Source organism: Chitinophaga sp. XS-30 (assembly GCF_008086345.1).
Lineage (GTDB): Bacteria > Bacteroidota > Bacteroidia > Chitinophagales > Chitinophagaceae > Chitinophaga.
In genome coordinates this window covers 2,916,579-2,931,284 of record NZ_CP043006.1, presented here as the reverse complement: position 1 = coordinate 2,931,284, position 14,706 = coordinate 2,916,579, and the positions used below count along the sequence as shown (strand labels likewise).

Sequence of the window (14,706 nt, the reverse complement as noted above, 5' to 3'; positions counted from 1 at the left end):
CTTTGCAGATCGGAAACAATTTTAACACTAATTTATGATCACAAAAGAAAAGGTCCTGGAGGCCCTGTCAAATGTGGAGGAACCTGATCTGGGAAAGGATCTGGTGACGTTGAACATGGTGAAAGACATTGAGATCAACGGCAATAAAGTACAATTCACCGTAGTGCTGACCACTCCCGCCTGCCCCTTGAAAGAGATGATAAAAAACGCCTGTGTGAACGCGATCATTCATCTCGTGAGCAAGGATGCTGAAGTGGAAGTGAAAATGACCGCGAATGTAAGTTCCAACCGTAAGGATGGCAAATCCCTCCTGCCGAATGTCAGAAATATTATTATGGTCGCTTCCGGAAAGGGAGGTGTAGGCAAATCGACCGTAGCAGCGAACCTCGCGCTGGCCCTCGCACAGGATGGCGCTAAAGTGGGACTGATGGACGCGGATATCTACGGCCCTTCCGTACCCATCATGTTCGGCGTACGCGGCGAAAGACCGATGATGGTGAATGTGGAAGGAAAAGGGATGATACAGCCGATGGAAAAATTCGGCATCAAATTCATGTCCATCGGCCTGCTGGTGGATGAGAAACAGGCTATCGTATGGCGTGGCCCCATGGCCAGCAGCGCCCTCAAACAATTTGTCAGCGATGTGTACTGGGAGGAACTGGATTACCTGATCATTGATATGCCGCCGGGTACGGGAGATATACACCTGACGCTCGTGCAGACCGTACCGGTGACCGGCGCCGTGATCGTTACCACACCGCAGGACGTTGCGCTGGCCGATGCCAAAAAAGGCATCAGCATGTTCAACAGCCCGCAGATCAGGGTACCGGTGATCGGGCTGGTGGAGAACATGGCCTATTTCACGCCTGCGGAACTGCCGGAGAACAAATATTACATCTTTGGCAAGGAAGGCGGCAAAAGGCTGGCCGAGGAGCTGGAAATACCTTTCCTCGGGCAGATACCGCTGGTACAAAGCATCCGTGAAGGCGGGGACGAAGGCGTTCCTGCCGTGACCGGCAATGATCCCGTTACCCGTAAAGCATTCAGCGATTTTGCAGCCGCTACTGCCCGCAGCATCTCCATGCGCAACGCGAATATGGAACCGACGAAGATCGTGGAGATCATGGTATAGCCCTGTTGCTTTTCAATTTTCACGCTCCCGGCGCCGGGGTCATGTATCGCCCTGCGCCGGGAGGTATTTCTTCCCCGAATTTACATCAGCATATAAAATACGGTTATGTATTCCCCGAAATACAGTCAGGAATCAGATTGGGACACCATTGCGGCGTTCATCCGGCAGAACGGCTTTGCCCTGCTGGTCAGTACGGAAAACGGCGTACCTGTCGGCACACACCTGCCTGTTGAACTGGAAGAGAAAACGCCGGGCACATTTGTACTGCGCGGCCATATCGCCAGAAAAAATCCCCAGGCCGCAACTTTCACATCCGGCCAGCCTTTCCTCGCTGTTTTCATGGACCCGCATGCCTATATTTCCTCCTCCTGGTATGAAAAAGAAAAGATCCCGACCTGGAATTACATTGCTGTACATGTGTATGGCCAGCTGCAGGTACTGGACGAAGCCGCGCTGACCGCATCCCTTCACGGACTGATGGACCACTACGAAAGCACGGTGAAAATGAGCGATATCCCGGAAAAGGAATTGCATAACAACCTCAAAGCGATCATCGGTTTCGAGATCAGTATCAACAGGATAGATACCCGTTTCAAACTCAGCCAGAACAGGAACGATCACGACTACTTCAGCGTGGTGGACCATCTCAAGGAAAGCGGGGATGACCACTCCTTCAGGATCGCGGCGGAGATGGAAAAGAGGAGGGAGCGAAAATATCCTGCTGCCGGTAATAATGCGCCAACCCCCGAATCGGGTCCTGTATGATCCTGCCTGTACGCATGCCATAACAAGCAGCCGTTTCCTTCAGCATATCCTCAAAATGAAAAGCAACGGAACCGGTGCAATTCAGCGTGTAGCTGGCGTAATCAGGGTAATGGCAAACCAGGGAACGAAAGAAATCATGAAAAGCATCTTTCGCCAGCTGATATACGAACGCATCATCAAGATGCAGCTTCACAAACTTCGCAAACCCTGCGCAAAAACGGTTCGCCAGGGGACCTTTGTACACCCGTTCCATGATATTTTCCTTCGTCAGCCCATAGACGGACAAGAATTCGCGCCGGAGCGGCAGCGGAAGGTATTCCCTGCAATAGGCGATCAGCAATTTCTTCCCGATGTAGCTGCCACTGCCTTCATCTCCGAGCATGTATCCTAACGGATCAATGGAATGCGTCACCTGCGCACCATCATACAAACAGGTATTGGTGCCTGTTCCCAGTATCGCCGCAAAACCAGGCTCATTGCCCAGTAGTGCCCTGGCCGCTGCCAGCAGGTCGCTACCCGCTGAAACCGCAGCACTCCCGAACAATGCGCCCAGCGCTGCGATAATAACGGCTTCCGTGGACGGCTCGCAACCCGCACCATAAAAATGCACCTCCGTTACCGCCTCGCGCGGCACTTCCGCAGGCAAGGCCCTGTGCAGCGACTGCCGGATATACTGGCTGTCCACATAATATGGATTGTACCCTTCCGTATTGAAATATAACTCCTCCTTCCCGGGGCAGATCAGGCACCAGCTGGCTTTGGTGGACCCGCCGTCTGCAATCAGTTTCATGCGTAAATTTTAAACTAAAAAAGACTTTCCTCTTTGCAGGCATGCCGCCATAACGATGTTTATGCCTGTCGCGTTTTGAATGGTTCCGCTCCATCATGACTACCTGTTTTTCCGCCTGATCGCATCAATGACCCGGTCATAAACGTCCAGCGGAGGAAGCCCCGGCTGCCCGTACCAGAAAAATGATCCAAAACCCTCGTACACCCCTGTGCGGATATGCCAGGCCACCGGCAGATAACTGGCTACATCATTGCAATACCCGGCCACGGATACCAGGCGGTCCGGCCATATCTCCCGTATCCCTTTGCCGTACTCCGTAACCGCTTCGCGTGATATGCCTACGAACTTCCAGTTCCCGATATTGAGCGTTTGCACATATTCCGGCAGTATATTTTCCACGATATTATCCCTGTACCGCTGCAGCATCAGATCGGCCCAGCGCACATTCTTTTCCGCTTCAATATCCCCGGCCTTTCCTTCATTCGCTTTTTTAAACCGCCTTACACTGTCTAAACTCCACGGGTGCACGGGAATATTCACCGTATCGAGATGAAAACTGATCTTACCTTCTATACGCTGCAAACCGGCATCCAGCCCCTGCAGCACATCTTTCCCCAGTTCCGTTCCGGTCTCCCGGTGATCACTGCTGCGGGGATTGATATCTCCGCCGCAGCCCTGTATGAATATTGCATTGTCCGTTCCCGTGCGTTGCTCTACCAGCTTTCGGGCTACAGCCGGATAGTTGGCGCTGAGGGTGAAAGATTCTTCGCCTGCATTCCTGAATACAGGGTGGCAGCCGGTGAGGAACAGCACACTTTTCAGCTTGTCTTCCGTATCGGTGATCTTCAACACATCCAGCACATTATCGTACGGTTTGGCGGCATTGACCGAAGCTCTGCGGTTATGCCCGATCTGCGTTGTCCCTCTTGTAAAGTAGAGACGGGAAGGCGATAAATTGTCAAGCGCCGTTTCAATGGCGCGGGTAATGCCTGCTTTCACCACCTTGTTCAGATAATTGCTGTCGGGGAAATGATAGAACGCCCCCCAGGTGATCCAGGTTTGCGTAACAGGCGCAAAATGGGTATGCGACGCATTGAGCAGGATAGCGGATGGCGGTATATTCCTGCTTTTGAAGACGGCATCTTTCACCGCTGCCCCGAGCGATGCATTGAAACCGCATACATCAATCCCCACGATCACGACCGTTTTATCCTGCCTGCTGATGGCCAGCGCGCGGGCGGTCAGGTCGTTCATGGTGCGGTGACCGCCTTTATGCAACGCATTCCGGTCATCCACCGCATACAAGGTATGATCGAGCACCGCCATCTGCCTGACGGCGATCTTGTATGTTACATCGTTCTTCCGGCCGATCTGCCGCCATGTTACGCCATGCGGACCGGGAACGCCCGTCCACAGGCTGTCACCGCTGTTCACCCCGTATATCTCACGGCCGTTGCTGGTCATACAGATGAAGCGGGGCGCTGCGCCGGATGACCGCCATACGATCTTCCCTCCGGCCACCGTGCCTTCCAGCAGCGTATCGCCCGCTGATGCGTATAATTTGCCGTGCAGTTGCGCGAGCGCCGTTACAGTGCCCGGACTGCCGCGTCTTTTCCATTTTACGGCGTTCTTGTGCAGCCTGCCTTCCAGTATCTCATTAGCAGCATTCACAGCGTAGAACTTTCCGTTCATGGCAGTGAGCGCTTTCAGCACCGGCGTTTTACCGGCAGCTTTCCACTGAAAAGTATCCGCGGCGGGAATACCCACCATCCAATCTCCCTGCGCACCGGCAGCAAACAGCTTGCCATTCGCCGCCATGAGCGCAGTAATGCCTGTTACCGGCTGCATAGATTGCCAGGTAAGGCTGAAGCGCCCTTCCCGTGGTACACCATAACCCGCCAGCGCGGCGGAATATACCGCATTGGTATCGGGATCGATATGTACCGTCGCCGTTCCGGTCATAAATTCCTCCTGAGCAAAGCCTGGTACACTGAAAAGCAATACCAGCGCGGTAATCAAGCGCATTTTCATATTGTTTATATTCTTTCTGAAAGATGGTCTAATGCTTTTTTGACGCTGCCCTGAGCGATCAGCAACTTTTTAGCCGCTTCGTAATCCTGTATGCCGGCTTTTGACATCAGCATCTTTACCGCTCTGTCGATGATCTTGTTATTGATCAGCGCCACATTCACCATGCGGTTATCCTCCACTCTGCCAAGCTGTATCATGGTGGTGGTACTGATCATATCAAAGATCATCTTTTGCGCCGTTCCGCATTTCATGCGGGTGCTGCCGGAAATAAACTCCGGTCCCGTGATCACTTCCACCGGAAAGTCCACTTCCGCCGCAATAGGCGAACCGGGATTGCTGACGATGCATCCCGTGGTTATGCCATGCTTCCGGCATTCTTTCAAACCAGCCAGCACAAAGGGAGTAGTGCCGCTTGCGGAAATACCGATCACGATATCGATATTGCCTATCTGCAGTTCCTGCAATTGCCGCCATCCGTCTTCCATATCATCCTCCTTTTCTTCCAGCGCTTCCACAAGACGGTCTGCACCGCCTGCCAGCACAGCATTCAGCAATCCTTTCGGCACACCGTAGGTGGTAGGCATTTCAATGACATCCAGCACTGATAAACGGCCTCCACTGCCGGCTCCCAGGTAGAACAACCTTCCTCCCTGCCGCAGCTTGTCCACCACGGCCTGGATCAGTGCATTCAGGTCCGGCAGCGCTTTTTCTACCGCCAGGGCCACCAACTGGTCTTCCCGGTTAATGTTGGCGGTGATCTGCTCAATCGTCATTTTCTCAAGATGCCTGTACCTGGAAGGCTCTTCCGTTACTTTTAACATGTTCATGGTTTTGTTTATTATGATCTCAATTTTTCATTCGTGGAACATGAGGTTTTACTGCATTTCAATATCACAGACAATGGGCAGGTGGGTAGATGCCTGCGAGGAAATAACGGCAGTGTTGCCGGCAGCTACAGGGCTTTTTACAAAGATGTAGTCCACCCGCACATTGGGCGCGTTTGCAGGGAAAGTATAGGCCGTCTGGCCGGCGAAAACGTCTGTAAAGCTCGTGAGCACGGCAGCAACTGGTGCGCTGCCCGGCACATCGCTGAACGTTCCCGCAAATACTTTCCAGGTATGGTTGGGCGGGTTGATAAAAGACATGGCTTCCTGCGCCTGCGACAAACGTTCCGCAGCGGTGCTGCCCAGGTTGGTGATGTACACATACAGCGGGTCCGCATTCACACTCACCCGTACTTTCAGCAGACCCATGTAGTGCGTGGTGTAATCCGTATAGATCCACCTTCCCTGCGTAGCGGCGTTCCCGATAGGATATTTACTCAGGATACCATGCCCGAATTGGCGTTCCTTGTTGCCGGATGCCGGAACAGGCGCCTTCCAGGTGGTTTTCTGGAACTCGTAATACATCCCCAGCTCATCCGCCAGCCACACCAATTGATCCTCATAATTGCTGCGCGGATCATAATTCCTGTCCACTTCATTCAGCACCACCACATGCGCCTTCGAATTCCGGATAACATCCGCGATACGTTGCAGGTCCACCACTCCGTCCGTCCCCTGGCCATGTTTGATATTGTATTGCATCAGTTTCAGCTTCGAGGCGCCTACTGATGCATGGCTTACGATCGGGAAATGATCGGAAACCTGGGTGGATATCACCTGGCTGTTGCTGAAGGTGATGTTGGAGGTACCCAGGATATAATCGATACGGACAGTGGGATTATTGGATTTGAAGGTATAAGCATTGGGCTGGCTCTCAAAGGCATCTACCATCGTTTCCTTGATCGCCAGTATGTTCGCATTGGTGGGTATGGCATTCAGGTCGCCCATCAGTATTTTAGTACCATAGGTCTCATCCATCCACACCCGCAGCTGTTGCCGCTGCGCCGTCAAAAGCGCGGGGTCCGTTGCCAGGTGTGTCACGTAAAACAGCATGGGATGCCCGTTAATGACGATGCGTGTTTCGAGCAGACCATGGTAGTGGCTCCCGTATGCGTCGTATATTCTTGTATTGAGCACTTCTATCGGGTATTTGCTCAGGATGGCATGTCCGAATTGCCGCTCCTTGTTCCCGGATGCCGGGATGGCGGACTTCCAGGTGGTTTTCTGAAATGCAGCATACATGCCCAGTTCATTCGCCAGCCAGGCTACTTGGTCCTCATAATTCGTTGCAGCTTCGTAGTGCTTGTGCACTTCGTTCAACGATACCACATCCGCATCGGCATCGCTGATCACATCCGCAATGCGCTGCAGGTCATATACACCGTCTATACCGATGCCTGCGTGGATGTTGTAATTCATCACCTTCACCTCCGCCAGCGAAGCTGTTTGCACATTGCTGCGCAAGGCTCCCGGCAGGACCGTACCTTCCGGCTCTTTAACTTTGTGGCAGGAAAACAGCAGGCTGGCGCTGCAGAGGACTGCCAGCGAAATAAACGATCGGTGCATTGTTTGTTTCATGGTAAAGATTTTAAGTTGATAAAAAACCAATCTTCCACAATATTGATCAGGGGTCTGCCACATCCAGCACATTGATGTAAAAGCAATGCGCTGCAGGATAGAAAGCGGCCTCATGCTGATTCAGTATTTTTACATCCCGGTAAGGCACTATTCCCAGTTCATTCATGCAGCGTTTGTCGAGGTTTGCGATCATCAGTATCTGTGCAGTGTCCGTTACTACCAGGGCCGGTTTATTCACCGGCATGTTGAAACGATACATCAGCCTTCCGGCATTCCGCATGTTCGTGGTGGTGTGCCGGGCATGCGGTTCGATGATAATGGCCGATTCCGGTATATCCAGTTCCTGCACCAGGTATTTTTTCATCTCCACAGCTTCGCTGTATGGCGTCCGGTGCGGGTACACATGCCCGCCGGATACGATGATGAATGGCGCCAATTTCCGCCGGAACCGTTCTGCCGCCATTTTACATCTGGCGATCGCCCGGTGATCGATGCGCACACCCGGTTTATCCGGCCCGTAGCCGGGGACCAGCAACGCGGTATAAGAGTATTCTTCCCAGGCGGTGCGGGTGATGCGGGCGTAAGCCCCGGCATTCTGCCCGGCCGTCAGCGGCTCGTAGCGGGCAGCTTCATCCCTGCCGTTGATCAGCAGCACCTCAATGGCCAGCTCCACCGGCAAGGCATGATATGGCCGGTGTGCGGGCGTTTCCGCCAACTGCCGGTCCAGCATTTTTTCCGTGAGCGAGATGAATGAAGGGTCATTAACCCGGAAGGAAATAGAATCAATGACAGGATACCGTGGCCGCTTGCCTGCGAGGTAAGTATCAAAGATGTAGTTCATGCCTGCTGCTGTACGCTCCCACGCAAAGCGCAGCAAAGCCGTATCGGCCAACGGCGTGCCTTTGCTGTAATATCCGGCTGTTCTGACTGCCTGTACCACTTTCTTCATACCGTTCCCCCGCATGTAAAGCGCTACCAGCCGGTTACCTGATCGTAATATCTCTTCGTCCCGCAGGCGCAATGCTGTGGCATAGCAGGCCATATCCCTGCACTCCCTGCGGGCTTGCTGCACGCGTTCGCGGTAGGAATGGCCCATTTGCTGCAATACCGCATCGTTCCTCAACCTGGCATGGGCGTCCAGTTGAACAGGCAGATAGAACAGCTTGCTGCGCAGCACAGCAGGGTCTCTCTTCGGAACCGCGGCGGACAGCGACAGGGCGCATCCCAAAACGAATAACCACGACCGGTATCCCAGATGTATCATATTACGTTCTCTTATTGTTCAGGCCATTTATTATTCTGCTCCAGTTTCGTATTCAACTGCAGTTCGCTTAACGGAAGAGGGTACAGGTAGTCCTTCTCCTCATCGAACGTTTTTGCTACATTGGCGTGTATGATGATCTTCCCCTTATCCCCTTCACTCAAAGCCTTATCCGGTTGCAGCACAAAATATTGCAGGCCTGGCACGGAGGGGGAAGGTTTTACATCCACAACGGCCACATCATCCGTTCCGTTCCCATCCAGGTCATAAGTACCTTTGGCCGGGTAGTAGGCGCCGTAAAAAACTTCGGCCAGCAGATGCCCTTCTTTCCATCGCATCAGGTCGTTAAACCGGAATCCTTCCATGGCCAGCTCTATCCGGCGCTCACGGCGCACCTCCAGCACCACGGGATCTGTAGTATGCCGGTATTGCGCCAGCAGGAAGGGATCTGCAACCAGCCCGCTGACCGTAAGCGCAGGCATATTCACCCTGGCCCGTAAAAGATTGACGGAGCGGTCTGCTTCTTCCTGGGTGAGCTGGTTCAATTCAGCCATCGCTTCCGCATAATTCAGCAGCACTTCGGCATAACGGATGATGGGCAGGGGCGTATAAGCAGCCGCATCCTGGTCCGGCGTGGATACGAACTTTATATTCTGGTAGCCGGTGAAAGCATTGGCATAGTCCGGCACCAGGTTAACGGTACCGCCTATACGGCGATAACCGGGGGTGCGTATGGTTTGCGCCAGGCGGGGATCCCTGTTCTCCACTTCCTCCCAAAAGGGCATGGTGGCTGACCCCGGCACAGCGGAGAAGGGCGTGCCGTCCGTCATCAGGTAAGATTCGATGAGCGATTTTGTAATCCCGGGATTACCGCGCGTGGGAGAAGTGAATACCTGGTTGGCGGGATGCGCTTTATTTACGGTCAGCCCGTAAAGGCGGCTTAAGATGAATTCGTCGGCATTGGGCGTCTGGGCTGCGAACAGGTTCATGTACACCGTATTCGGGTCGCCGGTGGTCAGCTTGTACGGCCCGTCTGTCATCACTTCACCGGCAGCATCGGCAGCTTCCTGCAACAAGGCGTCCGCCGAGCCCTGCAGCTGGAACTCCGGATGGTACTTGCGGAAAGTGCCTTCAAAAAGGCATACGGTGGATTTGAACGACAGGGCCGTCCATTTATTGATACGCGCCGGTGTTTTCGCCACACGAAGATGGGCCGCCGCAAAATCAAGGTCTGCAACGATGGAATCCACGATGAGACTGCGGGGGTCCCGCGCTTTGTAAAGCTCCGGACTGCCTGCGTTCAGCGATTTGCTGTACCAGGGCACATCCCCGAATCGTTTCAGCTTGTCGAAATAAAACCATGCGCGGAAAAACCGGGCCACACCGGCATAGTGATTCCGTGCTTCGGCCGGAATTGCAGGCTTGTCATAATACTCCAGGAAGTAATTGATATTATACAACGCCGTCCAGGTCCAGCCGGCGGAAGCTGCATCCGTGAACACCCTCCTTCTCCCTGTTACCACTTCGTTAATAGCGGACACGTCTACATTATCGCTGGAGAAATCCGCGGTAAAAACACCCTCTCCCGGCAGGCCGGCATAGAAGCTGTTGGTGTACAGTTCCAGGTCTTTCTCCGTATTGAAAAACTGCTGCGGGCTGATCTCGCTTTGCGGATAACGCTCGAGAAAATCCTTTTGACAGGCAATAGAAAAGCATCCCGTCAACAGCAGCAAGAAAAATGATCTTATACGCATAACTACAATTTTAAAAGTTGATCTCAACACCAAATGTGAACGTACGTTGCAGCGGATATACGAAGCCGGCGCCGTTGGAGCGTGACGCATCCACTTCGTCATTCAGCCCTTCAGGATCGAATGCTTTGGACAGGCGGGTCCATTCGAACAGGTTTTGCCCGGAAAAGAATACCCTGGCCAGCGCGATCTTTGCCCTGGTGGAAATAGCTTGCGGAATGTTATAGCCAACGCTCAGGTTCTTGAGGCGCAGGTAGGCTGCATTCTGCAGGTAGCGTGTCTGCACGGCGCCCAGCGACCGGTCGGTGGTCAGCGCTTCGTAAGCACGCAGGCGCGGGAAATAGGCATCCGGATTTTCGGGTGTCCAGTAATTGTTATAGATATGATCGTACACCGGCTGGTTCCAGCGGTTGTAGAAGCCCCAGAACACTGCTGCTTCCGTGCCCGGCCAGAAATCGCGTTTGCCGATCCCCTGCAGGAACACATCGAGCGAGAAGTTGTACCAGTTAAAGCCCATGTTTACGCCATATGCATAACGGGGCGTGGTGTTCCCGATCTTGCGGAGGTCTCCGGGATCGTCTACCGTATTTTTGCCGAAGCTGATCACCTTGTCCCCATTCGTATCTTCAAACTTGATGTCCCCCGCTTTCGGCAGGCCGGGGAACAGGTGCAGCCTGGACTGGTCTGCATGCCCGGCAGACTCATCATCTGTCTTGAAAAAGCCCAGGGTGGTATATCCCCATATTTCCCCAACTTCCATCCCTTCATAAAAATCGGTCAGCAATCTGGCAGGGTTGTTAAAGCGCGTGATGAAGGATCGGCTGTCTGACAGCACTACGGAGAAATGATAGGCAAACGGTTTACCGGCCAGCTGCAGCTCGTCGTTCCATTTCAGGGACAGTTCCCATCCTTTGGTAGACAGGTCTGCCGCATTTTCTCTTGGCTCGGCCGTGCCCAGCACCGCAGGTAATGTTCTGCCTTTGGTGAGCATGTTCTTCGTCTGCCGGTCGTACCAGTCGAACCCGACATTCAGCCTGTTCTTCAGCAAAGCCATGTCAAAACCCATATTCAATGTGCTGGCCGTTTCCCAGGTGAGGTTGAAAGGCACCAGGTTGGGCGCACGCACAGCCAGCGGCAACTGACCGTTCAGGTCCAGCAGATCAGACGCTGTATAGGGCGACATGGTACTGATGTACGCGTAATTGCCTACCAGCTGATTACCCAGCGAGCCGTAGGAAGCCCGCAGCTTGAAGCTGTTGATGCTTCGTTTCAACGGCTGGAAGAAAGGTTCATTGGAGAGCACCCATCCCGCGGAAACAGAAGGGAAAAACCCGAAACGGTCGTTCTGCGCGAAGCGGGATGTGCCATCGTACCGGCCATTGAACTCCAGCAGGTATTTATTGTCAAAATCATAATTCAACCGGCCGAAAATACCCTGCAGCGCCCATTCCGATTTATCAGCGGATAATGTGGTAATGCCGTTCGTGAGATTGATGGAGCCCAGGCTGGAAGTAATGTTCTCGTCCCTCCGGGCAATGAATGCGCTCAACTGATTCAGCTCACGGTTAAATCCCGCCAGGCCTTTTATATGATGCTTCCCCAAACGCTCTTCATACTCCGCATAAAGATTGATGATATGGTGCGCCCTGTCCGCAGCGCCGGAAGAATAATAATCCGGGTTGGTGAAGTTCACGATGCTGTTGGGGCGGTTCTCATATTTCATCCTGAAATATTGCACGTCATCGCGGGTCTGTGTCAGGAAGTAAGTGTAATCGCCATTCAGCCGCAACCGGTTGTTGAGGAAATTCGTGCGGAAACCGATCGTGTTCTTGAAAACCTGGTCTTTATTCTTTGTGCGCCCGGCATCGTTCAACTGGCCGAATACGGACATGCCGGCGATCGTATAATTCCCGTTGGCGGTCTTGATAGCTTCGTAGGGATTGGCATAGAGTGAAAGATAACGGTACACATTGTAGCCGCCATCACTGACGAATTTGTTGGGCGCATCGTACAAACCCTGGTTAAACTCAATATTGTCAAACACCTGCAGCCAGTCCCACACACGCGTATCCACTTTCAGCCGGGAGCTGATGCGTTCGTAGGTGTCTGTGGCATGCGCGAAAATGCCGTTCTGTTTTTCATACCCCAGGGAGAGATAATACGAAGTATTATTCTTTGCATTGGAAATGCTGATATAGTTTTTGGAGAAGGGCGCTTTATCGTTATAGAACTCATCGTACCAGTCCGTGTTCGCACCACGGATAAAGTTGCCGCTGGCGTCCACGCCCAGTTCAGGCAGAGAGGGATCATCGCGCCGCTGTTCCAGGTACTCGATGATGGCAGGCATGCCGGCCGCGTCTGTACCGGCATAACCACGGTATGCTTCATTCTGCACCCTGGCGGCTTCCAGCGGGTCATTGATCACGCCGGGAATACCGATAGGCTTGCCGAAACCGAAGTTATTGGTGTAACGGACGAGCGGTTTGCCTTCCCTGCCTTTCTTCGTTGTCACCAATATTACGCCGAAGGCAGCACGGGCGCCATAAATAGCTGCGGATGCAGCATCTTTCAGCACGGTTACGCTTTCCACATCTTCCGGGTTAATGAGATTGATCTGACCGGGCGTACCGTCGATCAGGATCAGGGGGGCGCCGCCATTGATAGAGGTAAAGCCCCGGATGTTGAAGGAGCCGCCCCGGTTCAGCTGCCCGTCCCCGAAGGTGATGTTCAGATTGGGAATAGCGCCCTGGAGGCCCTGTGCGATGTTTACGATGGGCCTGTTCTTGAAGACCTCCTCTCCCACCTGCGCCACGGAGCCGGTCACTTTGGTCTTTGACTGGGTGCCGTATCCCACTACAACAACGTCCTGCAGGGTCTGGGCGTCCGGCTTCAATTGTATGCTGATCTCCTTCCGCCCGGCGATCTCTACTTCCTGCGTAGTATATCCCATGAAACTGATGATAAGCGTACCGGTATTATCCGGGACAGCAAGTGTAAAGCGGCCGTCCCCATCGGCGGCCGTTCCTGTTTTGGGGTTGCCTTTGAGCCGGATCTGGGCGCCGGGCAACGGGCCCCCATTGTCGCTGTCGGTCACTTGTCCGCGGATAATGATCTCTGCGGCTTGCATGGCCGAAGGTGCAACAACAGGGCTGCCCGCCGCCGTATAGACGGAGTAGCATAGCTGCAGGCAAACGGCGCCTGCGATAAAACACAGCCTTGCGGCCGAAGCGGTCATAGATACGAGAAATCTCTTTTGCATATTCCCGGTTAGTTTAATTTTCTGAATAAATAAGGATGTCTCTGACTTATTTTAAAGAATGCCTGTTGTGATTGGAAAATGGCTGGTCTGGTTGATCGTGAACAGTTCATTACGTATGCCTTGGTTTATAGCCTGGTTGTCGTCAAGATTTGCGTTTTTAATCCTATTTGAAAACAAATATAAAAGCATAAAAACGCAAAAAGAAATTTTATCTGCACTTTTTTGCGAGAAAAATTTGCAAATAAACATATGGTACAAAATTGTAAATAGTAAAATTTGTTTCAGGACATCTATTTTATTATCTATTATTGGATATAATAACTCGTTATATAGCATTATAGTATTGATTTTAAAATTCGATAACCATATGTTAACTTTGAGATAATATTCAGTTGCGGTTTTATTCAGGTTTGGATATAAAAACGCAAATAACCGCAAACCGGGACGATTATTTAGATTAATTTCAGGGCCTGTTCCTAAAAGAGAAAAGATGATCAAAGAAGAACGCCATAAGCTGATCATGCGGGAGATCAACCTGCACAACAAGGTTTTATCCAATGATCTCAGCATACTGCTGGATGTTTCGGAAGATACCGTGCGCCGTGATCTGAAAGAGCTGGTGGAAGAAGGCTATATTATCAAGGTACATGGCGGGGCTATCAGTAAATCCCTTGCCACTCCGTTCATGAAGGACAGCACCATATATGCACAGGATTCCAAGCAGGTGATCGCGGAGAAAACATTGTCGCTGATCAAAAAAGACATGGTGGTATTGACGGAAGGCGGCACTACTATGCTGGAAGTCGCCAAAGCCATCCCCGATCACCTGACGGTAACTTTCTTTACCATCAGCCCCCAGGTGGCTATTACGCTGTCGGAAAAAAGCAACCTGGAGGTGATCACCATCGGCGGCAAACTTTGCAAGAATGCCAACCTGCATACCGGCTCAAGTGTGATCAACCAGTTGTCGGAGATCAAGGCGGACCTCTGCCTGCTTGGCGCAAACGGCTTTTCTTCGGAAGAAGGGTTAACGGATGTGGATTGGGAAATCGTTCAGGTGAAAAAGGCTATTGTCCGCTCCGCCCGGAAAACCGCCGTGCTCTGCATCAGTGAAAAGCTGAACAGCAGCCGCAGGCTTAAGATATGCGATGTCAGCCAGGTGGATTATCTCGTTACGGAACTGGCTCCCGTTCATCCGATGATGGCTGCCTATAATAAAGAGGGCCTGACCGTATTGTAAAGGTCAGGCCCGGTT

Annotated in this window: 11 protein-coding genes; 4 read left to right on the top strand and 7 right to left on the bottom strand. The window is 52.6% G+C overall.

The features are described 5' to 3' along the window. Positions 1–34 precede the first annotated feature (34 nt). Together FW415_RS12065 and FW415_RS12060 are read left to right on the top strand one after the other, a co-directional pair. Complete coding sequence (locus tag FW415_RS12065; protein ID WP_148385199.1) at positions 35–1,132, top strand: Mrp/NBP35 family ATP-binding protein; 1,098 nt, start codon at positions 35–37, stop codon at positions 1,130–1,132. 105 nt (positions 1,133–1,237) lie between these two features. Further along, positions 1,238–1,897 carry an FMN-binding negative transcriptional regulator gene (locus tag FW415_RS12060; protein ID WP_148385197.1) on the top strand — a complete coding sequence of 220 codons (660 nt, stop codon included), beginning with the start codon at positions 1,238–1,240 and terminating at the stop codon, positions 1,895–1,897. Here the strand turns inward: FW415_RS12060 and FW415_RS12055 are convergent. Both FW415_RS12055 and FW415_RS25770 read right to left on the bottom strand, forming a co-directional pair. Further along, positions 1,806–2,687 carry an N-acetylglucosamine kinase gene (locus FW415_RS12055; protein WP_148385195.1) on the bottom strand — a complete coding sequence of 294 codons (882 nt, stop codon included), beginning with the start codon at positions 2,685–2,687 and terminating at the stop codon, positions 1,806–1,808. The two genes, FW415_RS12060 and FW415_RS12055, sit on opposite strands and share 92 nt — an antisense overlap. Positions 2,688–2,786: 99 nt before the next feature. Continuing rightward, positions 2,787–4,013: a hypothetical protein gene (locus tag FW415_RS25770; RefSeq protein ID WP_371417051.1), complete on the bottom strand. Its 1,227-nt coding sequence runs from the start codon at positions 4,011–4,013 to the stop codon at positions 2,787–2,789. 246 nt (positions 4,014–4,259) lie between these two features. Between FW415_RS25770 and FW415_RS25765 the strand changes: the two genes are divergently transcribed. Further along, positions 4,260–4,772, top strand: a complete 513-nt coding sequence (locus FW415_RS25765) for a hypothetical protein (RefSeq protein ID WP_371417049.1) — start codon at positions 4,260–4,262, stop codon at positions 4,770–4,772. Here FW415_RS25765 and FW415_RS12045 read toward each other — a convergent pair. The 5 genes from FW415_RS12045 to FW415_RS12025 are packed head-to-tail and all read right to left on the bottom strand — an operon-like array spanning position 4,724 to position 13,451. Then, the gene (locus tag FW415_RS12045) at positions 4,724–5,539 is read right to left on the bottom strand and encodes an N-acetylmuramic acid 6-phosphate etherase (RefSeq protein WP_148385190.1); all 816 of its coding nucleotides are present in this window, start codon (positions 5,537–5,539) and stop codon (positions 4,724–4,726) included. The genes FW415_RS25765 and FW415_RS12045 overlap by 49 nt on opposite strands. A 54-nt stretch (positions 5,540–5,593) precedes the next feature. Further along, positions 5,594–7,180 (bottom strand): endonuclease/exonuclease/phosphatase family protein, encoded by a 1,587-nt coding sequence (locus FW415_RS12040; protein ID WP_168208787.1) that lies wholly within the window; start codon positions 7,178–7,180, stop codon positions 5,594–5,596. Positions 7,181–7,226: 46 nt separating this feature from the next. Then, the gene (locus tag FW415_RS12035) at positions 7,227–8,444 is read right to left on the bottom strand and encodes a YdcF family protein (RefSeq protein ID WP_148385186.1); all 1,218 of its coding nucleotides are present in this window, start codon (positions 8,442–8,444) and stop codon (positions 7,227–7,229) included. 11 nt (positions 8,445–8,455) lie between these two features. Then, positions 8,456–10,195 carry a RagB/SusD family nutrient uptake outer membrane protein gene (locus FW415_RS12030; protein ID WP_148385184.1) on the bottom strand — a complete coding sequence of 580 codons (1,740 nt, stop codon included), beginning with the start codon at positions 10,193–10,195 and terminating at the stop codon, positions 8,456–8,458. Between the two features lie 10 nt (positions 10,196–10,205). After that, the gene (locus tag FW415_RS12025) at positions 10,206–13,451 is read right to left on the bottom strand and encodes a TonB-dependent receptor (RefSeq protein WP_246859015.1); all 3,246 of its coding nucleotides are present in this window, start codon (positions 13,449–13,451) and stop codon (positions 10,206–10,208) included. A 490-nt stretch (positions 13,452–13,941) separates the two neighbouring features. Between FW415_RS12025 and FW415_RS12020 the strand changes: the two genes are divergently transcribed. Further along, complete coding sequence (locus tag FW415_RS12020) at positions 13,942–14,691, top strand: DeoR/GlpR family DNA-binding transcription regulator (RefSeq protein ID WP_148385182.1); 750 nt, start codon at positions 13,942–13,944, stop codon at positions 14,689–14,691. The last annotated feature ends 15 nt before the right edge of the window (positions 14,692–14,706 follow it).

Excerpts from the sequence above, each read along its gene's own strand:
- FW415_RS12065 (WP_148385199.1), top strand. The coding sequence starts at position 35 with ATGATCACAAAAGAAAAGGTCCTGGAGGCCCTGTCAAATGTGGAGGAA.
- FW415_RS12060 (WP_148385197.1), top strand. The coding sequence starts at position 1,238 with ATGTATTCCCCGAAATACAGTCAGGAATCAGATTGGGACACCATTGCG.
- FW415_RS12055 (WP_148385195.1), bottom strand. The coding sequence starts at position 2,687 with ATGAAACTGATTGCAGACGGCGGGTCCACCAAAGCCAGCTGGTGCCTG.
- FW415_RS25770 (WP_371417051.1), bottom strand. The coding sequence starts at position 4,013 with ATGGCGGTGCTCGATCATACCTTGTATGCGGTGGATGACCGGAATGCG.
- FW415_RS12045 (WP_148385190.1), bottom strand. The coding sequence starts at position 5,539 with ATGTTAAAAGTAACGGAAGAGCCTTCCAGGTACAGGCATCTTGAGAAA.
- FW415_RS12040 (WP_168208787.1), bottom strand. The coding sequence starts at position 7,180 with ATGAAACAAACAATGCACCGATCGTTTATTTCGCTGGCAGTCCTCTGC.
- FW415_RS12035 (WP_148385186.1), bottom strand. The coding sequence starts at position 8,444 with ATGATACATCTGGGATACCGGTCGTGGTTATTCGTTTTGGGATGCGCC.
- FW415_RS12030 (WP_148385184.1), bottom strand. The coding sequence starts at position 10,195 with ATGCGTATAAGATCATTTTTCTTGCTGCTGTTGACGGGATGCTTTTCT.
- FW415_RS12025 (WP_246859015.1), bottom strand. The coding sequence starts at position 13,451 with ATGCAAAAGAGATTTCTCGTATCTATGACCGCTTCGGCCGCAAGGCTG.
- FW415_RS12020 (WP_148385182.1), top strand. The coding sequence starts at position 13,942 with ATGATCAAAGAAGAACGCCATAAGCTGATCATGCGGGAGATCAACCTG.